This is a genomic window from Nocardioides psychrotolerans, from assembly GCF_900113685.1.
GTDB lineage: Bacteria > Actinomycetota > Actinomycetes > Propionibacteriales > Nocardioidaceae > Nocardioides > Nocardioides psychrotolerans.
Genome location: NZ_FOQG01000004.1, coordinates 1 through 21,609, shown reverse-complemented (window position 1 = coordinate 21,609; position 21,609 = coordinate 1). Strand labels below are relative to the sequence as shown.

Annotated in this window: 23 protein-coding genes and 1 pseudogene; 12 read left to right on the top strand and 12 right to left on the bottom strand. The window is 68.4% G+C overall.

Features of this window, described 5'->3' with window-relative positions; translation table 11 throughout:
- Positions 1-336 precede the first annotated feature (336 nt).
- From BM204_RS22925 to BM204_RS06085, 5 genes are all read left to right on the top strand, one after another.
- Positions 337-858: a circadian clock KaiB family protein gene (locus tag BM204_RS22925; RefSeq protein WP_218153742.1), complete on the top strand. Its 522-nt coding sequence runs from the start codon at positions 337-339 to the stop codon at positions 856-858.
- Positions 855-1,625 (top strand): PAS domain S-box protein, encoded by a 771-nt coding sequence (locus tag BM204_RS06100; protein ID WP_091111295.1) that lies wholly within the window; start codon positions 855-857, stop codon positions 1,623-1,625. Before BM204_RS22925 ends, BM204_RS06100 begins: the two co-directional genes overlap by 4 nt.
- Positions 1,622-2,017 carry a response regulator transcription factor gene (locus BM204_RS06095; RefSeq protein ID WP_091111294.1) on the top strand — a complete coding sequence of 132 codons (396 nt, stop codon included), beginning with the start codon at positions 1,622-1,624 and terminating at the stop codon, positions 2,015-2,017. Before BM204_RS06100 ends, BM204_RS06095 begins: the two co-directional genes overlap by 4 nt.
- 279 nt (positions 2,018-2,296) lie before the next feature.
- Positions 2,297-3,388, top strand: a complete 1,092-nt coding sequence (locus tag BM204_RS06090; protein WP_091111292.1) for a sensor histidine kinase — start codon at positions 2,297-2,299, stop codon at positions 3,386-3,388.
- A 41-nt stretch (positions 3,389-3,429) separates the two neighbouring features.
- On the top strand, positions 3,430-4,413 hold the full coding sequence (locus BM204_RS06085; RefSeq protein ID WP_170259221.1) for a cobalamin B12-binding domain-containing protein: 984 nt from the start codon (positions 3,430-3,432) through the stop codon (positions 4,411-4,413).
- 381 nt (positions 4,414-4,794) lie between these two features.
- Here the strand turns inward: BM204_RS06085 and BM204_RS06080 are convergent, their stop codons facing one another.
- On the bottom strand, positions 4,795-5,700 hold the full coding sequence (locus BM204_RS06080; RefSeq protein WP_091111691.1) for a LysR family transcriptional regulator: 906 nt from the start codon (positions 5,698-5,700) through the stop codon (positions 4,795-4,797).
- Positions 5,701-5,777: 77 nt separating this feature from the next.
- Between BM204_RS06080 and BM204_RS06075 the strand changes: the two genes are divergently transcribed.
- Positions 5,778-7,073, top strand: coding sequence for an ArgE/DapE family deacylase (locus tag BM204_RS06075; protein WP_246166371.1), 1,296 nt, complete (start codon positions 5,778-5,780; stop codon positions 7,071-7,073).
- Positions 7,074-7,157: 84 nt separating this feature from the next.
- Here BM204_RS06075 and BM204_RS06070 read toward each other — a convergent pair whose 3' ends face one another.
- Both BM204_RS06070 and BM204_RS06065 read right to left on the bottom strand, forming a co-directional pair.
- Positions 7,158-7,652, bottom strand: coding sequence for an NAD(P)-dependent oxidoreductase (locus BM204_RS06070; RefSeq protein WP_091111289.1), 495 nt, complete (start codon positions 7,650-7,652; stop codon positions 7,158-7,160).
- Positions 7,576-8,046, bottom strand: a complete 471-nt coding sequence (locus BM204_RS06065; protein WP_170259223.1) for a MarR family winged helix-turn-helix transcriptional regulator — start codon at positions 8,044-8,046, stop codon at positions 7,576-7,578. The genes BM204_RS06070 and BM204_RS06065 overlap by 77 nt, the downstream gene beginning before the upstream one ends.
- A 17-nt stretch (positions 8,047-8,063) precedes the next feature.
- Here BM204_RS06065 and BM204_RS06060 point away from each other — a divergent pair, with 17 nt between their 5' ends.
- The gene (locus tag BM204_RS06060; RefSeq protein WP_170259224.1) at positions 8,064-8,963 is read left to right on the top strand and encodes an NmrA family NAD(P)-binding protein; all 900 of its coding nucleotides are present in this window, start codon (positions 8,064-8,066) and stop codon (positions 8,961-8,963) included.
- 269 nt (positions 8,964-9,232) lie between these two features.
- On the opposite strand, the gene BM204_RS22535 is transcribed toward BM204_RS06060, so the two are convergent.
- From BM204_RS22535 to BM204_RS06050, 4 genes are all read right to left on the bottom strand, one after another.
- On the bottom strand, positions 9,233-9,391 hold the full coding sequence (locus BM204_RS22535) for a hypothetical protein (protein ID WP_170259225.1): 159 nt from the start codon (positions 9,389-9,391) through the stop codon (positions 9,233-9,235).
- Positions 9,358-9,681 carry a DUF6518 family protein gene (locus tag BM204_RS23510; protein WP_091111285.1) on the bottom strand — a complete coding sequence of 108 codons (324 nt, stop codon included), beginning with the start codon at positions 9,679-9,681 and terminating at the stop codon, positions 9,358-9,360. Before BM204_RS23510 ends, BM204_RS22535 begins: the two co-directional genes overlap by 34 nt.
- The gene (locus tag BM204_RS23505) at positions 9,678-9,788 is read right to left on the bottom strand and encodes a hypothetical protein (protein WP_369675152.1); all 111 of its coding nucleotides are present in this window, start codon (positions 9,786-9,788) and stop codon (positions 9,678-9,680) included. The genes BM204_RS23510 and BM204_RS23505 overlap by 4 nt, the downstream gene beginning before the upstream one ends.
- 354 nt (positions 9,789-10,142) lie before the next feature.
- The gene (locus tag BM204_RS06050) at positions 10,143-11,237 is read right to left on the bottom strand and encodes a PAS domain-containing sensor histidine kinase (protein ID WP_170259226.1); all 1,095 of its coding nucleotides are present in this window, start codon (positions 11,235-11,237) and stop codon (positions 10,143-10,145) included.
- A gap of 593 nt (positions 11,238-11,830) precedes the next feature.
- Between BM204_RS06050 and BM204_RS06040 the strand changes: the two genes are divergently transcribed.
- The 5 genes from BM204_RS06040 to BM204_RS06020 are packed head-to-tail and all read left to right on the top strand — an operon-like array spanning position 11,831 to position 16,609.
- Complete coding sequence (locus tag BM204_RS06040; RefSeq protein ID WP_091111281.1) at positions 11,831-12,793, top strand: ABC transporter ATP-binding protein; 963 nt, start codon at positions 11,831-11,833, stop codon at positions 12,791-12,793.
- The gene (locus BM204_RS06035; protein ID WP_091111279.1) at positions 12,790-13,689 is read left to right on the top strand and encodes a DUF2705 family protein; all 900 of its coding nucleotides are present in this window, start codon (positions 12,790-12,792) and stop codon (positions 13,687-13,689) included. Before BM204_RS06040 ends, BM204_RS06035 begins: the two co-directional genes overlap by 4 nt.
- A gap of 5 nt (positions 13,690-13,694) precedes the next feature.
- Positions 13,695-14,477 carry a hypothetical protein gene (locus BM204_RS06030; protein ID WP_091111277.1) on the top strand — a complete coding sequence of 261 codons (783 nt, stop codon included), beginning with the start codon at positions 13,695-13,697 and terminating at the stop codon, positions 14,475-14,477.
- 49 nt (positions 14,478-14,526) lie between these two features.
- Positions 14,527-15,201, top strand: coding sequence for a response regulator transcription factor (locus tag BM204_RS06025; RefSeq protein ID WP_091111686.1), 675 nt, complete (start codon positions 14,527-14,529; stop codon positions 15,199-15,201).
- Positions 15,202-15,208: 7 nt separating this feature from the next.
- Positions 15,209-16,609 (top strand): sensor histidine kinase, encoded by a 1,401-nt coding sequence (locus tag BM204_RS06020; protein ID WP_170259227.1) that lies wholly within the window; start codon positions 15,209-15,211, stop codon positions 16,607-16,609.
- A 371-nt stretch (positions 16,610-16,980) separates the two neighbouring features.
- Here the strand turns inward: BM204_RS06020 and BM204_RS06015 are convergent, their stop codons facing one another.
- The 5 genes and pseudogenes from BM204_RS06015 to BM204_RS06000 form a co-directional block, all read right to left on the bottom strand.
- Positions 16,981-19,098, bottom strand: a complete 2,118-nt coding sequence (locus BM204_RS06015; RefSeq protein ID WP_174813028.1) for a phosphocholine-specific phospholipase C — start codon at positions 19,096-19,098, stop codon at positions 16,981-16,983.
- An 82-nt stretch (positions 19,099-19,180) separates the two neighbouring features.
- Positions 19,181-19,405 (bottom strand): hypothetical protein, encoded by a 225-nt coding sequence (locus BM204_RS06010; RefSeq protein WP_091111272.1) that lies wholly within the window; start codon positions 19,403-19,405, stop codon positions 19,181-19,183.
- Between the two features lie 392 nt (positions 19,406-19,797).
- A pseudogene (locus BM204_RS23630) lies at positions 19,798-20,454 on the bottom strand (transposase); the annotation flags it as partial.
- 124 nt (positions 20,455-20,578) lie between these two features.
- The gene (locus tag BM204_RS23625; protein WP_256215540.1) at positions 20,579-20,983 is read right to left on the bottom strand and encodes a hypothetical protein; all 405 of its coding nucleotides are present in this window, start codon (positions 20,981-20,983) and stop codon (positions 20,579-20,581) included.
- Positions 20,984-21,317: 334 nt separating this feature from the next.
- Positions 21,318-21,609: transposase (locus BM204_RS06000; RefSeq protein WP_143099667.1), on the bottom strand; the 292-nt coding region annotated here is incomplete at its 5' end.

The window sequence follows — 21,609 nt, the reverse complement described above, 5'->3', positions numbered from 1 at the left end:
GAAGGTCGCCCCGTCGGCGTCGACGAGCTCCCGGGCGGTGTGTCGGATGAGGCGAGCACGGGTGCGTTCCCGGTGGCCTTCTCTGTGGGGTTCTCTCCTCATCCGATGCGGGTCCGTTGCATGGTCGTGAGGCCAGAGCGCCACGCTCAGGTCGGGCCGTCGCACACCACGTCCCTGGATGCTTGGACCGCCCCTGCGCAACCCGACGACTCCTCAGGTGGCGGGCGGGCAGCCCGCATCCGCCAGCACATCCACGGATCTCACTCCGAGTCTCCGCGAAGCCGCCCGAAGAGACGGTCAGTAGGAGAGACTGCAGATGTGGACGTGGACCAACGCGTGACAGCCGAGGCGCCCGAGGCCGGGGTGCCTCGCGTCCTCAGCGGCCAGGAGAAGGTGCCCACCGGGGTCACCATCGCCTTCGAGGAATCTCGGGGCAACCTTGCACTGAACGAGGCCTCCCTCGGGTTCGACCTCCCGATCCACCCCGCGCTGGCCAGCGGCGACGAGATTCTTGCCGTTCCCAAACTCGTCCGCATGCTCCCCGCGCCACTGCGCACGATCATCGGCGACCTGTTCGACACCCGACCGCGTGCTCGTCGGTCTCCAACTGCGTCCCCAGGCCAAGAGCCCATGGCCTGCAGGTTGGACCTCAAGGTGATCCATGCAGCCGAGCATCCGCCGCCGGTGACGGAGGACCACATTCTGTCCCTGCCGACGCTGGTCAAGCGCTCACCCGGACCACTCCGGCGCCTGATGGGCAACCTCACTGATACAGCGCGCGTCCGCGCTGCCCTCGACCTGGGTGCCATCCAGATCGACCTCGATGGATCACCTCTGATCGCTGAGGGGGGGACGTGACGGATATAGAGGAGTCGTCCGAGACTTCGGAGCAGGAGCTTGGCGAGCTGGTTCGACAGATCGCCTACCTCCAGGAGGCGCTGACCGCGCTCAGCAGCGGCGGTGTCGACGCGGTCGTGCTGGGCGCACCGGAGAACGAGCAGGTCTACACCCTCACGAACGCAGACCGTCCCTATCGGGTGATCGTGGAGAGGATGGGAGAAGGCGCTGTGACCGTCTCCGAGAGTGGGGTGATCCTGTTCGCCAACCCACGGCTGGCCGACTTCATCGGCATGGAGCGCGACCGCATGATCGGGCGCGACATCACCGAGTACGTCGACGATGACCAGCAGGTCGCTCTCCGCGGCCTCCTCGAGACCGTGGCCACGGAGACGAGGCGGGCCGAGCTCACGATCGCGGCGACCGACGGCAGTCATGTGCCTGCGCTCGTCGCCGCCACCGCCCTCGACCTGGACGGCGTGCTGGTGCGGTGCCTGGTCTTCACCGATCTGACGCTGCAGAAACAGGTCGAGCGACAGTTCGCCGAGGAAGCGGCACAGGCCGAGCGACAGCGCGTCGCCCGCGAGGTGAACGACACCATTGTGCAGGGCCTGGTGACCGCGGAGATGGCTTTCGATCTGGAGCGCTACGCCGAGGCCCGCAGCGCGATCGCCAGCACCTCCGCCAGGGCGCGACGTTGGATCGGCGAGCTCGCCGTGGACCACCAGGTCCAGCCCGGCACGGCCGTGCGCGACGCCCCTCCCGGATGCGAAGCTGACGCGCCATGACCAAGAACCTCAACGTGCTGGTGGTCGACGACTCCGATGATCTGCGGGATCTGATCTGCATGGTCATCGACAGGCATCCCGGCGGCTGGAAGGTCGTCGCCACGGCCGCTGACGGACGCCAGGCCATCGACGTCGCCAGGGCCAGTCAGCCTGACGTCGTGCTGCTCGACATCTCGATGCCGGTCATGGACGGCATGCAGGCACTACCCCTGATCCGCGAAGCTGCGCCGGAGGCATTAGTCGTGATGCTCTCCGGTTACCCGGTCGCAACCGCCGGACAGGGCGCGCTCAACGCCGGCGCGCACGGCTACCTGGAGAAGTCGGACCTGGTCAAGACCCTGATCCCCCGCCTCGAGCGCATCCTGAACGCGCCATCGCTCGTGAGGCGCTAGTGGGCACCGACGAAGTCCTTCGGGGTTCAGGCCGCGGGGCGCAGTGCCTCGTGGGTGGCCAGTCGATGCAGCAGACCCACATCAGGGAACCAAACCTCGCCGACCGATACCCGGACACGCACGCTTCCGGTAAACAAAGCGCGAATCGGCGTACCTCGAGGCCCACCCCGGCGGGGCCAGGCAGGCCGCCAGCGTTCGATAGCCCGTGGGAGTATCCCCGTGCCGCATACTGAGCGCACGCGATCAAGGTGGGCGGTCGCGCCCGGAGCCGACGGGGCCATGACGCCTTTTGACGGTTTCCTGGCCGACAGTGACGCGGTCGCAGCCGCGATGGTGGCGCGCGACGGCACGATCCTCGAAGCCAACAGAGCCCTCGAGCGCCTGCTGGGGTCGACCGCGTCGATCCACGAAATCGTCGTGCCCGCCCATGGTCCGGTGGTGACCGACCTCCTCGCGGAGGCCGGGCCGTCGTGGCACTCCGTGCAGGCGGGGCTCGTACGCCGGAGCGGGGACATGGTCGACTGCAAAGTCTGGGCCCTTGCCCAGGACAAGGGCGTTCTCATGCTGGCGGAGCCGTTGCGTGCTCCAGGAGAGAAGTTGAATGCACTGCTGCTCGAACTCAATAGCGATCTGCTCGGAGCGAGGCGCGAACTCGCTGCCAAGAACCGACGGCTGCGTGAGCTCGACGAGCTGAAGAGCATGTTCCTCGCCTCGGCGACCCATGACCTCAAGACACCGCTGACCTCGATCCTCGGCTTTGCAGAACTGCTGGGCGAGGAGGGGCTCTCGCCTGAGGCACGAAGGATGGCCCTGACGATTGAGAACAGTGCACACCGCGTGCTGACGATGATCAACGACCTCCTCGGCGCCGCCCAGATCATGACCGGTGAACTGAGGCTCGAGCGGAGTCAGACCGATCTCGTGGCCTCGGTCCGAGGCGCTCTGGAGGCGATCCAGCCAGCAGCATGGGCGAGTCGGGTCACGATCTCACGGCACGGACCCGACTCCGCGGTAGCTTTCGTCGACGAGCGCCGCGTGCTGCAAACCCTCGACAACCTCCTGTCGAACGCCGTCAAATACAGTCGCCACGGTGGACACGTGGACGTGACGTGCGAGGTCCGCGGCCCTAATATCGCGATCGCCGTCGAGGACACGGGCATCGGAATTCCGATCGAGGAGCACCAGCAGCTCTTCGGCAGGTACTTCCGCGCGTCCACAGCCATCGAGCTCGGCATCGTGGGCACTGGCCTCGGCCTCGCCAACGCCCGTTCCTTCGCCGAGGCGCACGGGGGCAGCCTCGAATGCATCAGTGAGCCCGGAGTCGGCTCCACGTTCACGCTCGTGCTTCCCCAGGGGTCGGTGGACTCGTGAGTGCCGAAACTGCGGCGGAACTGGGACGCCTCCGCGACGCGGTGGCCCACGAGGTGACGAAAGACTGTCTGTCCCGTCATCCCGACTGGATCGAACACTACGGCGAGCCGGCGCTGGCCCACGGCGTGGCGGACCCCCGCCAGCACATCGACTTTCTGCAGGCGGCGGTGGACCTCGACGATCCCAGCACGTTTGCCGACTATGCGCTCTGGTGCCGCGATCTCCTCGGCTCCCGCGGGATCGCTGTCGAGTTTCTCGTCAAGAACCTGGAGGCGATCCGCAACGAGCTGGCGGGTCGGCTCTCGCCGCCGGCGGCAGAAGCGGTGGCGATCGCACTGCGTGTGGGCCTCGAGGCACTTACCGCGCCACGAGACCTCACCTCGGCTGATGGGGTTTGGCTCTCACCCGCGTGCCGGCTCTACCTGGCAGCGGCGGTCAGCGGCCGTCGTACGGACGCGCTCGCCGTCGTGCGGGCGGCACTATCCGGTGGAGCGTCACCCCCTGATGTCTACGTCGACATCCTCCAGAGCGCGCTCTACGAAGTCGGCCGCCGCTGGCAGACCACTGAGCTCACCATCGCCGAGGAACACATGGCCACCGCCACGACGCAGTTCATTCTCAGCGTGATCCACGAAGACCTCACCCACAGCGGCAGTCACCGCAGGGTCGCCGTCGTCACCGGCGTCGTCGACGAGCTGCACGTCGTGGGTGCCAGCATCATCGCCAACGCCCTGGAGGCAGACGGGTGGGACGTGCGATTCATGGGAACGAACACGCCGCACGACGCAATAGTCTCGGCGCTCGAACACCACCGGGCGACCCTCGTCGCCATCTCGGTGACCATGAGCGGATGCGTCGCGGGGGCCCGCGACCTGATCACCCAGATCCGAGGGAGCTGCGCGGCCACTCCTCGCATCATCGTCGGCGGCGCCGCCTTCCGTCACGATCCGCAGTTGTGGCGCACCATCGGAGCCGACGGGTTCGCGGCCGACGTCCGCAGTGTCGTCGAGCTCGCCCGCGCCTGATCCCACCGTGCCTCGCCGAACCCGAACTCGGTGGCGCACCGGAACCTGGTCGGGTCAGCGAGGAATGAGGCGGCTCCTGCGAGCACTACGGCGTCGTCATTCGCGATGGCAAGCCGGAAGGCCGGCTTCTGTGGGCCCATGCCCGTACCCCTCACGTGGCAGGGCGAGACGGCGCATCCGTCCAACAGGCACCTCGTCGAGCGTGGACCCTCGAGAAGAACAGCCGGTCGGGTTCTGACCACGAGCTTCTCTCAGGCTCCTGATCCGTCGGTCCGTGCAAGCAACCTTGAGTCGAACTTGCACTGGTCACCGGCACCCGCCATCGACCGCCTGCCCGCAACAGGACGAGAGCAGCGGCGCAAGCGGCCCCAACGACCAGCGTCAGACTCCTGGCGTGTCGCGTGGCAATAGCCCAGCGAGAATGTGACGGAGCTCGTCAACGGCTCGAGGGACCACGGTGGCGCGACGGACGAAGGACGTCCTGCGAAGGCCGAGATCCTGGATCGCGGGACGAACCTCGACTGCGAACCTGGTGTCCAGCGCAGCCTGCGTGGTGAGCGTGCAGCCGAGACCCTCAGCGACCAGGCCGTGGATCATGCTGAGGTCGTCGGTGCGCATGAGGACGCGTGGCTTGATCCCCACCGCGTGGCAGGCGCGGCGCAAGACCCGGTCGGAGGTCTCGTTCTCGTCGCGGCTGCAGATCCAGTCGGCGTCCGCGAGTGCCCTCAGGTCGATCTCCGAGCCCACTGCGAAGGGGCTGTCGCGAGCCATCAGCACCTGATAGGGCTCCTCCAGCAGCACGGCGACCTCGAGCTCTGGGGTTGCGAAGGCCGGATCATCGGCGGAGTCGTAGATCAGCCCGGCATTCAGCTCCCCAGCGCGCAGGAGCTGGACGACCTCCGTGGGTTCGGCCTCGACGACCTCGACCTGCACCTGGACCCGCTCCCGGAGCAGCCGTATGGCGCGCGGCAGCAGCTGGGACCCGATGGACGCAAACGTCCCGACCCGGATGGTCGACAGGCCGCGGTCACGCTGCGTAGTCACCACCCGCTCGGCCTGGTCCAGCCGCACGAGGATCTCCTCCGCCTCGGCGACCAGGACGGCACCCAACGGGGTGAGCCGGGCGCCGCGCCGGTCACGCTCCACGAGCTGCACCTTGAAGTGCCGCTCGAGCGAAGCGAGGTGGTGAGCGATGGTGGGGACGCCGTACCCCAACTCGTGCGCGGCTCCCGTCAGCGACCCGCGGTCCCGGATCGCGACCAAGACACGCAGCTGCTGCGGATGCATCACGTCATAGAATCTATGTTACAAACCCACATTTCGTGCTATTCCTTGGCAGCCACTCCCTGGCTACGGTCAGCGCCGTGGCCCTCACCCCGACGACCCGTCCCCAGCTCTCCCGCGCGGAGCTGCGCGTCCTGGACGCCATCGACGAACACGCGCTCGTCGAGGATCTGGTGTCGATGATCCAAGTGCCGAGCGTGACGGGCACCGACGCGGAGTCCGACCTCCAGCACCGGCACGCCGGGCGCCTGGCAACACTCGGTTTCGACGTGGATACCTGGAAGCTCGACCTCGACGCGCTAGCCGCTCACCCAGATCATCCGGGCACCGAGGCACCCCGGACCGAGGGCTACGGGGTCGTCGGCGTCCTCGGACCGACGGGGATGCCGGCCCTGATCCTGCAGGGGCATGTCGACGTCGTCCCCACCGGCGACCTGGCCCGATGGGCCGACCAGAACCCGTGGAGCGGCCAGGTCCGCCACGGCGCCGTCCACGGCCGTGGTGCCTGCGACATGAAGGCAGGCCTCGCCGCAAACCTGGCCGTCGCAGGCGCCATGGTCGACTCCGGAGTAGCCCTGGAACGTCCCTTCGCCCTGCACGCGGTCATCAGCGAAGAAGATGGTGGCCTGGGCGCCTTCGCCACCATGCTCCGAGGCCACCGCGGTGACGCGGCGATCATCACGGAGCCGACCAGCGGCAAGGTGGTGGTCGCCAATGCCGGCGCACTGACCTTCCAGCTGCGGGTCGAGGGCCGCGCCACCCACGGCAGCACCCGACTGTCCGGACACAGTGCTCTCGACGCCTTCTGGCCTGTCCACGCCGCCCTCGTCGAACTCGAACGGCGCCGCAACACCCGCCCGGACCCGCTCTATGCCGACAACCCACTCCCCTACCCCATCTCGATCGGGACGGTCCGGGCGGGTGACTGGGCCAGCAGCGTCCCCGATCTCCTGGTTGCCGCAGGACGACTCGGCGTCCACCTGGGCGAGCCGCCAGCAGTGGCCCGCCGAGCCCTGGAGCGCGCGGTGACCGAGGCATGCGACAGGGACCCGTGGCTGCGTGAGCACCCCGTCGAGGTCACCTGGCCCGGCGGCCAGTTCGCCAGCGGCCGCATCGACACCGACCACCGGCTGGTGGCCGAGGTCGTCTCGGCAATCGGCGCCGCCGAGGGGCGGAAGGCTCCCCTTGGCGCTGCGCCCTACGGGAGCGACCTGCGCCTGTACGCCGGGATCGGCGACATCCCCACCCTTCACTACGGCCCCGGCGACGTAGGTCTCGCCCATGGCCCTCGCGAACACGTCGACATCGACGAGCTCCTCCGCACCACGCGCACGCTCGCCGTGCTGGCCGCGCGTCGATGCGACGCGCACCTCTGAACCCACCCCGCGCCGCTGCGCCCAACGTCTCCCCTGCGGTCGCCAGCTTGAGGTCGAGTGGCCATCCACGCCTGCCGCCGGAGATCACCCGTCGGAGGTCGTGGTCGATCGGTGGGCGTCGTGCTCGAGCTGTCCGGTCGGGTCGCCGTCGACCAGCTGGGGTGGGCGGACCAGTGTCCAGTCAAGATCGCTGGCGGCATAGACGGCGTGCTCGGCGGGCTTGTCCTTGACCACCTCGCCACCCTGGGTCTGGATGGCTCTGGAGATGAGCCTGACCGACAGCGACTTTTGGTCACCGGGAACGTCCATCCCGGCACCGCTGACGCCGACGGACCGAGTCACGCCGGCCGCGCCCATCGCCTCCACCCGGACCGTGGCCGTGTCGGTGTGCAGGCTGCCCTCCTTGGCCATGGGCCCGAGCGCGGAAACGACAGCGTCCGTGTCGGCCAGGACCCGGTCGAGGTCGGCCCGGGTGCGGCTGTCCGTCCGATGACGGCGACCTTCATGACGTCTTCTCGTTGACGGGACGGGCGCTCCGGGCAAAGCGCTCCAACAACTGGGTAAAGGTCGTGACCTCATCTGCCGTCCAGTCCGTCAGCAGCTCCTGCAGGCGACCGGTCCGGAAGGCGATGGCGTCACGTTGCAGCTGCCATCCTGCGGTCGACAGCGTGAGGACCGTACGCCGCGGATCGGTGCTCGATCGGGTCCGCCGAACCATGCCCACCCGGACCGCGCGGTCGATGAGCCGGCTGGCCGTCGAGTGGGCGACGCGCAGCTCCTCGGCGACCGTGCTGATGCTGCACTCCTCGCCGGCGCCACGGCGGGCCACGGCGTCGACGACCAGCACGGTCGAGACCTCGACCCGCTCGCTGCCGTGGACCAGGGTCGAGCCGCCACTGGACGCGGGGGCATCGGCGAACCGGCGCAGCGCGAGCAACGCCACATCGAGTCGCTTCAGGTCGCCGCCGCGCATGGATGTACCGTACATGCATGAGTGTCGCACCGATCCTGGTCACCGGCGCGACCGGCAACGTGGGCGCCCACCTGCTCGAGGCCCTGGTGGCGGCGGGTGTCCCTGTCCGGGCCAGTGCCGGCTCGGACGCCGGCCTGGCCCAGCTCCGCGGCAAGGCGACCGGCCCGGGGCTGCCGATCGACCCGGTGCTGTTGGACTTCACCGACCCAGCCACCTGGTCGGCGGCGTACGAGGGCGTGGAGCGGATGTTCCTGCTCCGCCCGCCGCACCTGGGCAAACCCAAGACCCAGATGCTGCCCTCACTGGAGGCAGCCAAGGCCGCAGGCGTTCGACACGTCGTGCTGCTGTCGCTGCAGGGAGCAGAACACAACACGCTCTTCCCCCACGCCGCCCTCGAGACCTGGCTGCGCGCCTCCGGTCTCACCTGGACCTTCGTCCGCGCATCGTTCTTCATGCAGAACCTCACCGGCACCCACCTCAGCGACATCCGCGACCGAGACGAGATTGTGGTGCCCGCCGGCCACGGCGCCACCTCCTTCGTCGATGCCGCCGACGTCGCCGCCGTCGCCGCCGCAGCTCTCCTCGACCCCGATCAGCACCGCAACCGGGCCTGGACCCCGACCGGCCCCGAAGCGCTCACTTACACCGAGGTCGCCCGCACCCTCAGCACCACGCTGGGACGCCCCATCCACTACACCAACCCCGGGATCCTGCGCTACGCACGCCACGCCCGCCACACCCTCGGCATGCCGTGGGGCATGGTCGCGGTGACCACCGCGATCTACACCATCGCCCGGCTAGGCAGGGCCGACGGCCTCACCGACGACGTCGCACTCGTCACCAGTCGCCTGCCGGTCTCGTTCGAGACCTTTGCCGCCGCCCACGCCCACGACTGGCTGCGTCCGTCATGTCGGTAACGACGACCCTGACGAGCTCCTGGAGGAGCTCCTTCCTCGAGTTGAAGCAGTAGTGAAAGACGCTCTGCCGGACCCCGGCCTCAGCGCAGATCGCTCGGGTGGTCGCTTTGAGCGATCCCGGTCTGTGCCGTGACACCGAACGCGGCCTCCACCAGGTCGTTGCGACGTTGATCGACTGGAACTCGCGCCACGGCGCTCCCCGCTAGGTGATTCCTGTACGTCGAACGGCGGACTGGTCGAGTGACCAAGTCCAATGACTCACGTGAGGTCTACATCCCGTTCAGCACGGCATAGGCCGCAGACCCGAGGCTGACCCACATCAAGGTCAGGGCGACCTGCAGGCCCACGAACCTCCACGCGCGCTGCCGACGGAAAGCCACGAGGCCCAGGAAGATCACCCCCGCCACGCCGGCGATCGACCAGTACACGGGACTGTCGTGTCAGCGACGACCGTCAACCCGTAGAAGGCATCGGTGAGCGCGACCCCAGCAATAAGTGATGACCCCGTGGCGCTGAGGAACGGCCCGGCATCGAAGGCGGCCGAGGTCGACCAGCCGATTGCCGGACCGGCAATCAGGCCGACCGCACCCCAGAACAACGGGTCGTAGCTCAGACCGCGGAGCTCGGAAGCAGCGGTGTAGCCCAGGTCCAGGCACACGAAGCTCACGGCGCCCAGGCAGGCAGCGGGCCAGAGACTCGGACGCCGAACGGCGATCATGATGACCGTGAGCAGCGTCCACCCCGAGGGTCAGTTCCCTGTGCGAAGGATCGCAGCGAGTCCGGCAACACACCTTGAGCAAGGGACGTGAGACCACCGAGGAGCAGGCTGCCGATGATGACCCAGGCCGCGTCGATCCAGAAGGACGGTGGCGAGGGATTGTTCAACGGGCTGGGCGACGGGTGACTCTTCGATGCAGTGAACATGTCGAGGAGACTGGCATGCGTACGTCGTACCACCGGGCTGCGTCGCTGATGGCACGGTCGAGGTCGCCTGGTTGGTAGTCGAGCTCTCGGGCAGTCTTGCCCCAATCCGATGGCGTTCGCCCTCGGCCTTGGTGTCGGCGTAGTCCTACCCGATCCCGGTCAGGGGTCCGCTCACCCCGGGCCTCGGCCAACGGCGACCCGTCCTGGTGGTAGCCGTGGACGTCGAGTGTGCTGGTGTGCAGCGCCAGTTCAGCCTCACCACGGGCGCCCTTCCTGGGGGAGGGAGAGTGTCACGACGAGGCCGGTGGGGTCGTTGTCCCGCATGGTGAGGGTCCCTCCGTGCGCAGCCGCGATGGTCTGGGCGATGGCGAGGCCCAGCCCCTTGCTGTTGGTCTTCTGCCCGGGGTGGCTGCCCCGCTCGAACGGTTGCAGCAGCCGATCGCGGTCTCGGGCGGGGATCCCGCACCCTTGGTCGATAACACTCACCTCTAGCGACGGCGGCGTCACCTGGAGTCCGAGCCTCACCCGGGAGCCTGGTGGCGCGAACTGCCCAGCGTTGGCGAGCAACTCCACGACCGCCTGGGTGATCTCGCCAGGGTCCAGGGTGGCCGTGACCCGATCGGAGAGGTCGGCGTCGAGGCCAACGGCGCGGGCGGCGAGGACCGGGGCGAACTGGTGGGCGACATCACGCAGGAGCCCGGCCAGGTTGCAGTCGGTCAGATTCAGCTTTGCGTGGGAGCCGAGATCGGCCAACCCGGAGACCCGCAGAACCAGATCGCTCAGCTCGGTCGCGGCCTCCTGCGCCACCCCGACCGACCACTGGGCATCTACCGGCAACTCATCGGATGAGTCGTCGAGGATCTCCAGGTGGCCCATGAGCTTGGTCAGGGGGGTGCGGAACTCGTGGTTCACGGTGTCGATCAGCCGGTGCCGCAGCTCTTCTTGCTCGACTCGACCGGCGGTCTCCAGGGTGATGTTCTGCACCCAGAGCACGGCACCGCGGTTGGTTCCGCCCTCGTCCCGCAACGGGGCGGCGTTGCAACGCAGGTGGATGCGGCGTCCATCGGCGGTGTCTGCGGCCACCACCGCGTCGGAGACGACCTCGCCGTGTCGGGCGCGAGTCAGAGGACGGTCCTCCGGCGGTAGGGGCGTCTTGCCGTCGGCGGTGAGGAGTGGGATGGCGTCGAAGAGCTGACTCTCGGTCAACTCCGTGAACGACCAGCCGAAAATCCGTTCCAGTGCTGGGCTGAACATGACGAGGCTTCCGGAGGCGTCGCAGGCGGCCACCGCAAGTCGCGCTTGCGCGACGAGTGCGCGCAACTCGAAAGATCCCGGCTCGTTGTCCGGCACAACCTGGCCCCATCCCAGTAGTGAACCTGACCCGCAAGGTATCCCATGACCTACTCGGCGGGTCCTGCATCGACATTGACGGTCACCGGAACACCGAACGCACGACACCTGACGAAAGAGGCGTGCTGGTGACCGCGCTCTTCTCGGCGCAGTGAAGGCGGCGATAACTGGAGTTGGCGCTCTCGGCGTCGCCTGTCCCACCCTTATCGTTGCTGCACAAGCAATGGGCTCCGCGGGTTTTCGCGCGGAGGCCGGACAGACTTGGACCTCCGACGTCGGCGTCTGCAATCGCCCTGCGGGTGGACGGCGTCAAGGCACTGATCGCCGACCTGGTCCCCCAACGCCGACTCGCCACCGCCTACGGCGTCTTCGTGGCCTTCCAGGGCGTCGCAGCGCCCACACGCCGTGCTTACCACGACCGCACAGCTCGCAGCACGCGCGGCGCTCTCCCCCGCGTGGCGCGACGTCAGCCGGTCGCGCCACCCTCGCTGGCGTGCGGCGACCGGACTCCCGGGGACTGCAACGGGGGCCCGCCGACGGGGCCGGAGTCCGCGGTCATGTTTCCTTAATGTTGGGCTCCTACCGTCCACGACATGAACGACATACTGGCCGTGGACGCTCAGGGTGTGACCAAGACCTACGGGTCCCTACGTGCCGTCGACGACATCTCGGTTCGCGTGGCGGCGGGCGAGGTGTACGGCGTCCTCGGCCCGAACGGTGCCGGCAAGACGACGTTCCTGCGGATGCTCTTCGGGCTGATCCGTCCTGATGCGGGCACTATACGGGTGTTCGGCAAGACGTGGGAGGACTCCGGGGTCCGGGTGTTGGATGGGGTCGCGGGCTTTATCGAGAGCCCGCGGTTCTACCCCTACCTCACCGGTCGACAGAACCTGGAGGGCCTCGCGCTGCTGGACGGCGGTACGCCGACCGGCCTGCTCGAGGAGGTGCTGGACGTCGTGGAGATGTCCGAACGCGCCGACCAGAAGGTGGGCGGCTATTCCTACGGCATGCGCCAACGCCTGGGTGTCGCGGCCAGCCTGCTGCGCGAGCCACGGCTGCTCGTCCTCGACGAGCCCGCCAACGGACTCGACCCTGCGGGCATCCGTGACATGCGCGCGTTGGTGAAGCGGCTCGCCGGACGCGGTCTGACGGTGCTCCTCAGCTCCCACGACATGGAGGAGGTCGAGGAGATCTGCGACAACGTGACGATCATGACGCGCGGCACGGTCGCCTTCCACGGCACCATCGCTCAGCTCCGGACGATGGCCCCTGATCCGGGTCACGTGCTGGCGACCACCGACGACGTACGCGCGCTGAAGCTGGCCGAGAACCGGTTCGCGATCACGGTGGCGCGCGACCCGGGAGCGGCGCTCATCGTGACCGGCCCGCCAACCGAGGTGTCGTCGTACGTCGGATCCCTCGTGTCCGCCGACATCGGCCTGCTCGCCCTCACCCCGACCCGGACCCCGCTGGAGGCTCTGTTCTTCATGCTTACCGACGACCCCACTCACCAGTCTTTGGACCGCCCCGCGCAATTACAGGACACACTCCGATGACCCAGCCGATCACCCAGCCGATGACGACCGGGCAGTCGGCTCCCGTCCGCACGGTCGGGCCTGACCACGTCGCCCGCCGCCTTCCCGGTCCTCTCACAGCTTTGCGGTGGGAGGTCCGCAAGCTGCGGGCGCAGTATCGGGCCCGCGCCGTCCTGCTGGTCGCCGTCCTGGCCCCCGTCGCGATCGTGGTGGTCATCCACGGGCAGTCCCGCCCGCCGAAGGACACCCTGTTCGGACGGTTCGCCATCGACAACGGGTTCGCCCTGTCGCTGCTCGTTCTCGGGTTCGCCTCGCAGTGGGTCCTGCCTCTGCTCACAGCCATCGTCGCCGGCGACGTCTTCGCCAGCGAGGACCAGCACGGCACCTGGAAGACCGTGCTGACCCGCTCGACCAGTCGAAGCCGTCTGTTCTGGGCCAAGACCATCACCGCGGGCGCCTTCGCCACCCTCGTGCTTGTCCTGCTCGCGGTCTCCACGATCGCGTCGAGCTGGATGATTGTCGGGCACCAGCCGCTGATCGGGCTCTCCGGCCAGACAATCCCCGCCGGCACTGCCCTGCAGCTAGTGGCCGCGAGCTGGGCGATGATGCTCCCGCCCATGCTCGCGTTCACCTGCCTGGCGATCTTGCTGTCGGTCTGGTCGCGCAACCCCGCCGTCGGCATCGCGGCCCCCGTGGTCCTCGCGATGGTGATGCAGCTGGTCGGTGCCCTCGGAGGCGTCGAGGCGATCCGCCCGTTCCTGGTGACCACGTCGTTCGAGGCATGGCACGGCCTCCTCACCGAACCCCGCTTCTCCGGGCCCCTCATCGAGGGCCTGCTCGTCAGCGGAGGCTGGTGCGTCGCCTCGCTCGCAACCGCCTTCGTCCTGCTCCGCCGTCGCGACATCACCGGAGGCTGAACACCATGCGCCGCATCATCCTAGGCACCCTCATCGCCCTGATCGCCGCGGTCGCCTTCGGCTCAGCCGTCGCCGCCGGCGGCCATGGGAGCAGCGTCACCCAGGCCCGCCTCGAACGGTCGCTCCCGGTTGCTTTCGCCAACCTCTATGTTGAGAAGGCACGCCTCCTGGGCCGCGACGACCTCACCCCTGAGTCGCTCCACGCCGAGGCCATGTGCGACAAGCACGGGCCAGACGTGGCCGACGTCGGACCCGGCGGCGACTGGGTCTGCCTGATCGGTTGGACCGACCCGAAGATGCCGCTGCCGCCCGAGGGGTACGGCAAGTTCGAGCTCAACGTGCACAGCAACGACTGCTACACCGTCACGGGGCCCAGCAAGATCATCGGCTTCCTCACCATGACCGACACCCGCGGGCGTGAGGTCCCCAACCCGGTCTTCGAGTTCGATGGGTGCTTTGACCCGAACGGCGACAACACCGCCACGGACGTCTCCTTCCCCTCACTGCTCACCGTCACGAGCACCTCTGTGACACCCGACGACCAAGGCCGGGTCGGGTTGCAGGTGAGCTGCGGGGCCGGGAGTGACGGGTGCTCCGGCACGTTGACCGCGACGGCCGGAGGTCGAAACCTCGGCGCCTTTCCATACAGCCTGCGGGAGCAGTCCACTGGCACGCTGACCCTTCCCACATCGGTGCCTGACGGCGCCGACGAGGTGGCGTTCCAGCTGCGGCCTGCGACCGGCGTCGGACCGACCTCGCCTGCCTCCTTGCCGGTGCAGCGGCCCTAGACCTGGCTTGCCCGCAGCAGACGCGATGCCACGCACCTACGCTGACTGCATGCACGTGGTGGTGGTCGACGACGAACATCGGATGGTCGAGCTCATCGCCAGTTACCTCGCCGACCAGCGCGTCACTACCGTCGGATGCTTCGACGGGCCCAGTGGCCTCGCCGCAGCCCGCGCGCTCGACGTCGACGCGGTGGTGCTCGACCTGATGTTGCCGGGACTGAGCGGCATCGAGGTGTGCAAGCAGCTGCGCCGCGAGGGCAACGACATCCCCATCCTGATGCTGACTGCCCGCGGCGCCGTCCCCGAACGCGTCGCCGGTCTCGAGGCGGGGGCCGATGACTACCTTGTCAAACCGTTCGCGCTCGAGGAACTTCATGCGCGTCTGCGGGCCATTCGTCGCCGTCTCGATCCCGACGCGGACCATCGACTCGTGGTCGGCGACATCACCCTGGACCCGCTCGAGCAACGTGCCTATGTCGCCGGCACTGAAGTCACGCTGTCTCGCCGCGAGTTCGCGCTGCTCACCTCACTGATGGAGAGCCGCGGCCACGTCGTGAGCCGGGCCCGGCTCTACGACGACGTATGGGTCGGTGAGGTCGACATCCGCAGCAATGCCCTCGACGTGCACATGTCGCGGCTCCGCAACCGGCTCGGATCGTCCGATCTGGTCACGATCCGCACCCTGCGAGGCGTCGGATACCGGATGGAAAAGACCCGAGGATGACGCAGGAATGATCACGCTGTGGCGCCGCGTTATCGGCGACCGACCCATCGTCACCCGCCTGGTGCTGGCCGTCGCCGTGACCATGACCGCCGTGCTGCTGATCGCCGGAGCCTTCGTGTTCTGGCGCGTCGGATACGCCCTGAACCGACAACTTGACCAGGACCTCGACGCCTACCAGCAAGTCGTCCGACGCGCGATCGCCGCCGGTGCCACGCCACCGACCGGCACACCCGGGCAGAGCTACCAGGTCTACGACCCGCAAGGGCGCGTAATCGCCGGAAATGCGAGGACCCGGCTCGCCGCTCCGGACGCGATCGCGCGGGCGGTGGCCGGCACCGAGGTTCGCGAGGACGTCGGCAACCTCATCCCTCCCACCGACCACCCCTACGAGGTGGTCGTTGCACGGGTCGACGCCCCGGACGGCACCGTCGTGGTCGCCTCAGCCATCAGCAAGAACAAGCACGACGAAGCACTCCGTGAGCTGCTGCTCCAGCTCGCCATCGCCGACCTGGCCACCCTGATCGTCGCGTCGCTCGTCGGCTACGGAACCGCCCGGGCAGCCCTCAACCCGGTCGAGAGATACCGCCTCGCCGCCGAGAAGGCCGACGGGGCGCCGCTGCTCCCCGTCGCTACAGGTAAGGATGATGAGGTCACTCGCCTGGGACACACCTTCAACGCGCTGCTCGAACGCATCCGGCAGGCCAACGAGCGCGAACGACAGTTCCTTGCCGACGCCTCTCACGAGCTGCGGTCACCGCTTGCGCTGATGCGCACCGAGCTCGAGGTGGCCCTGCTGCGGCCCCGTGGCGACGCCGAGACCGCGACCGCGTTCGAGTCCCTGCGCAGCCAGGTCGAGCGGCTCATCACGCTCTCCAACGCCCTCCTAGACCTCGAAGAGCTGCGCGTCTCCGGCGAGGCCTCGCACGACCCTGTCGATGTCGACCTGCTCCTCATCGACGTCGCCAGCCGCTTCGCCGGGCAAGCGAACGCGGAGGGGCGACGCCTCACAGTGCCCACCACGACTGGCCTGACCATCGCGGGGAACCAGCACTGGCTCGAGCTCGCCCTGGCGAACCTCGTCTCCAACGCTCTGCGATACGGCGAAGGCACCATCCGCATGACCGCCACTGCCACCGCCACCGCCACCGCCACCGCCGCCGCCACCACCAACGGAACCCACGAACGGATCCGGCTCGCTGTCAGCGACGACGGCCCTGGGTTCCCCGCCCAGTTCGTCGACCAGGCGTTCGACCGATTCACCCGCGCCGACACCAGCCGAACCACCCGCGGCACAGGGCTCGGCCTCGCCCTGGTCCAGGCCGTAGCCGAGGCCCACGGCGGCACAGCCACCATCACCGGACCGCAGGTTGCCCTCGATCTCCCGACCCCCGCACCCTCGTCGATATGACCCGCCCCGCTGTGGAGTCGGTTGGAGCCTGCTTACCCCGGTCGATGAGAACAGGACGGTCTGGCTCCGGCCCCTGGGCAGCTTGGCCATGGTGCAAGCGACCCCGAGGTCGTGGCCGATGCGCCACCGAAACGACGTCCACGCAAGGCTCCACTCGTGCCCAGATGTCCCGGCGCAGATTCGTGTGCCGGGACCGCCGCGATGCCCAGTCATGGATCCCCCAACGGAGGCTTGCTCGAACGACGTCGACGACTGATCGCCGACAAGGGCCGCCGCTGGTGTTCCTGGGTGTCGGGCTTTCCTCTGGTGCAGCCCGACTCAACGACCGGGCACGTCCGGTTCAGGTCTCATGCGCAGCGGACGTGCCTCGGTCAGGCGGTGACGCCCCTGGACGAGGTCTCCAGTCTGCCAGTCACACGGCGACGGAAGGTCGCGTCTTCGGCGGCGACGACCTCAACGTCGTACCAGCCGCGGTCGGTGGCCCACGCGATCTCCCGGCTTCCCCCGGGCGCGAGCTTCACCTTCACGGTGGCGCCGGCGTAGGCCAGCGGACGCACCGTGAGGATGACTCGCGCGCTGCCCTCGTTGGTGAGCGTCAACTCGACGCTGGAGCGGCGGGCGCGGGTGGACTGCCGGACGTCGACACCTGCGGCCGCCCCGGAGAGGCTGCCGGCCAGCTCGTACCAGTACTGGTTCGGGCCCTGGACCGCGAGGTCCCAGCGCCCGATCGCCGGCCTTACGGCCAGCTCCTGCTGCTCCCCCGCGGGCACGAGGAGGTGCTCGGGCCGCTGCAGCTCGCCGGCAAAGCCGTAGACGTGGGCGGCCAGGTCCTCTGACCCGGTGTTGCCGAGCCGGAGCCGCAGGACCCCGCCTGTCAGCCCGGCGGACATCGTCGGGGAGTAGGCCAGCCGACGCGAACCGCTGCGGCCGGTCTCCTGCTCGGGCAGCTCCTGGTCGGCGGGCGGGACCGGCCGCCATCGGGAGACCGGGGCGGGTACGGAGTCGGGCTGGCTGAGGGAGGGCGGGCTGCCGGTCCGGGTGAAGTCGAAGGCGGAGGTGAGGTCCGAGCACACGGCGCGACGCCACGCCGAGATGTTCGGCTCGGCGACGCCGGTCCACTTCTCCAGGAACCGTAGCGTCGAGGTGTGGTCGGCAACGGAGGAGTCGACGTGCCCGCCGATCGTCCACGGCGACACGATCGTCATCGGCACCCGCGGCCCGAGGCCGATCGGCTGGCCGAGGTACCAGTCGTTGCCGTTGCCCGAGGCCGGCCGCGGCGCCACGGGCGGCGGCACGTGGTCGAAGAAGCCGTCGTTCTCGTCGAAGTTGATCATGGTCGCCGTCTTGGACCAGGTGTCGAGGTCAGAGGCGACGATGTCGAGGAGGTCGTAGATCAGGTTGGCCGAGCCGACCGGGGTCGAGGCGCCTGGGTGCTCGGACAGCGCCGCGGTGGGGACTAGCCAGGTGACCTTGGGCAGGGTGCCAGCGGCGAGGTCGTCACGCACGCGCGTCAGCAGGGTGCCGGGCCGGCTGCGGTACATCGCCTTGTCGAACAGGGACCGCTCCTCGGCGGAGAGCGCGGCGCGGCCCTCCTCGAGCTGCGCCAGCAGCCGGTCCTGTTCGGCAGCCGGCTTCACGTGCAGCGAGTCGTAGAACTCCTCGGTCGTGCGGTAGCTGCCGTCGACGTGGGCCAGCATCTTGGTGCCGATCCGCTTGAACGGGAGGAAGTACTCCACGGCGTTATCCGTGAAATTGTCCCACTCCTGGTAGATCTGCCACGACACGTCGGCCTGCTCGAGGCGCTCGGGGTAAGTCGTCCAGTCATATCCCCCGTGGGAGTAGCTATACGCGGCGTTGGTCACAGCGCGACGCACGCCGTCGGGCTCGTAGCCCGTCGTACCGCTCCAGAAGTAGTTGCGGTTGGGGTTGGTCGATCCGAACGCCGAGCAGTGGTAGGCGTCGAAGGTGGTGAACGTCTCGGCGAGCTCGTACTGCAGCGGCACGTCGTCCCGGTCGTAGTAGGTCATCGTGGCCGCGCCCTTCGCCGGCACCCAGCCGTCCCACCAGCCGTCCGCCCATGCCAGGGTCGCGTCGCTGAATCCGTGCGGGAGGTCGCCGAGGTACTGGATGTCGGTGGCCGGCCGTCCTGCGGCGACCGCTGCCTCTCGCACCGAGAACGGGAGCACCTGGCCAGCGGGGCCAACCGGCTGGTGCATCACGTCACTGCCGACACGGCGCCGCAGCCGCGTGCGGTCGCCGTACCCACGGACACCGCGCAGATTGCCGTAGTAGTGGTCGAAGGACCGGTTCTCCTGCATCAGCAGGATGACGTGCTCGATCGCGCCGAGGCCGCCCGCCCGCATCGGCGCCGCCATCGCGCGGTGCATGGACGGGGGAAGCAGCGAGCCCGCGACCGCGAGCCCGGCGGCCGCGCCGCCCGTCTTGATCACCTGTCGCCGGCTTGCCTCAGGACGCCTCGAGTCAGTCATGCGCAACATCTCAGCAGCGGCGGTTGAACGAGCAGCGCCCAGATGGCGAACGCCGGGTGGAACGGACGAGTACTGGCAGCTGCTACTCGATGGGGACCTGCACAAAGACCAGATCGTCGACGGTGACGTCGGTCCGGGAGAGCACGTTGGGCTTCCAGCCCCCGTACAGGCCCATGAGGTCCAGCACGACCGCGCCCTGGCGCAGCGCCTGCCCGATCGGTTGCGCCGAGGCAACCACGGCGTAAAACCTGGCGGCGAAGGCGCTAGCGGCCAGATCACTGACCTCGGTTGCCTTGGCGATGATCACAGGAGGTGGTCTCAAACAGCACCTTTGCTCTGTCAAGTGTGTCGCAGCCGTTCAGGGGACCGGCGGCGGCAAGCGCGACGAGGCTCTGGCGCAGGCAATTCTCACGACCGCCGTGCACCGTGTGCGCACTCCGTCCGCTGGACGCTCTTCAAGCGCGTTCGAGGTGCTCGTAGCTCGTAGACCAGGTCGGTCAACGACTCTGCCTTCATGGGCCCTTCCACTGCTTGTAGCAATCGGCACCAGCGGTGATTCATGAGCGTGGCGCTGCGTCGATCTCGGTGGGGTGGACTCTGCGAAAAGCATGACGACTGATCTCGGGTACGTCGTTGGGCCGGCTGGCGCTGCCGGGCTGCGGTTCTCCGGGTCGTGATGTCGTGGGCGGACGGGCGTGGTCAGGCTGGTGGTGGGATCGCTGCGATGTTCGCGAAGACCGCTGCGATCGCGGCCGCCCACGGCCAGGACTCCGGCACCCGTAGTCGTCGCCGGCGGGCACCGTGGGTGAGTCGGGCCGGGACGTGGAGGAACCGGTAGCGCAGCGCTTTGGGCTCACAGCCAGCGAGGACCTCGGCAGCACCGGTCAACGCGAGCAACCTGGTCCACGCGCTCAGGTCAGCGGCGATGGTCGTGGCCATCAGCCAGGCCTGGGTGATCTTGAACTCCCTCGACGGAACCTGCCCGAGGCCGGCGTCTCTGGCGTGCCGGATGCGGTCTTCGACGCGGGCGTGGGCGCGGTGTCGGGCTTCCAAGAAGGCCAACTGGACGCCGGGCTGCTCGGGGGTGTTGGTGGCGATCGCTTGGTAGCGCCAGCCGTCACATTCTTCGAACAAGGAGAGCTGGGCGCCGGGGTGGGGTCGTTCGCGGCGCACGATGATCCGCATCCCTTCCGGCCAGCCGGACAGGTCCAGCAGCCCGGTCAGTTCCGCGACGTCGCCACCCTCACGGATCCCGCCGTCGGCATCGGACGCGGGCGTCCAGATCTGCTTGGGCACCAGCTTGATCGCGTCGCGGACCTTCTCGGTGACCGCAAACCCGACGCGGTACTCCACCCGGCGGCCACGGACCTTGTTCTGTACGGCGCACGCTCATTCTCACAGTCACACCACACGCCGAGCGGGTGGAACCCGACGGTCTTCTTGAACGTTGGCGAAGCGTTCTCTTTCTCACTGTGCGCGATCACGATGGTGGCGTCGACATCGAGCACCACCGTGGAGCCAAGGTCGGTCCCTGCGGCCTTGGACGCGGGCAGCCCGCCGAGGAGCTGTGCCAGACATGGCGGCGGACCCGGGCCCGCGCCGTGGCTATTTTCTGCAACCGGCCCGGGATGACTTCGTCCGGGGTGCGCCACACCGTCGGTGGCGACGCGACCGGGCCGAGAACACTGGACTGATGCCGCAGCACGTCGATGTCGGTGATCGCCTCACCACCATCAGCGATCATCACCGCGACGTCGACCAGCTCCCGGCCACGGTCGTGGACGGGAGCGAACGAGCAACGCGTCTTCGCCTTGGACAGCTCGTTGGTCAGGCCGGTGCGGTCGGCCAGGAGACGGAGTCCGAGACTGCCCGCGTGGGCCACCACGCCGACACCATCAGCGGTTACGGACAAGCCAGCACACCGCGACGTACGCTTGACCTACGGAGTGCCTTCCACGTTGGAGATCTTGCGTCGTCGTGAACCCAAGGTTCCCCTGCTGGGTAGGCACTTGCGTGTTTCTACACGCCGATCACGCCGCAGGCCCGTGAACGATCCGGGCTAGCCTGAAAAAAGTCAGGTCGATTGGTCAACCGACGCCTGCACGGAACCCTGGGAAACGTCCCGCCCATCGAGTACGAGCAAGTCCACGACGCTGCCCTCAACGAGAGCCGTACCCCGTATAGGAACGGCCGAGAACCTGGGATGCTTCTATGTGCTGTCAAGCGGCCGAAGCAGGTCGGTCGGGAGCAGCCGCGGCGTTGAGGGTCCGGTAGATCTGGCGGGTGGTGTAGCGCTTGAGACAGCGTCGGATCTCTCGGCCGGTTTTGCCCTCCGCGGTGCGCCGGGCGACGTAGTCGCGGGTGGCTGGGTCGGTGCGCATGCGAGTGAGCACGACGGTGTTCAGGGCCCAGTTCAGGCGCCGGTCGCCGCCGCGGTTGAGCCGGTGGCGCACGGTGTTGCCTGAGGACGCTGGGATGGGGCAGGTGCCGGCGATCTGGGCCAGGGCAGCC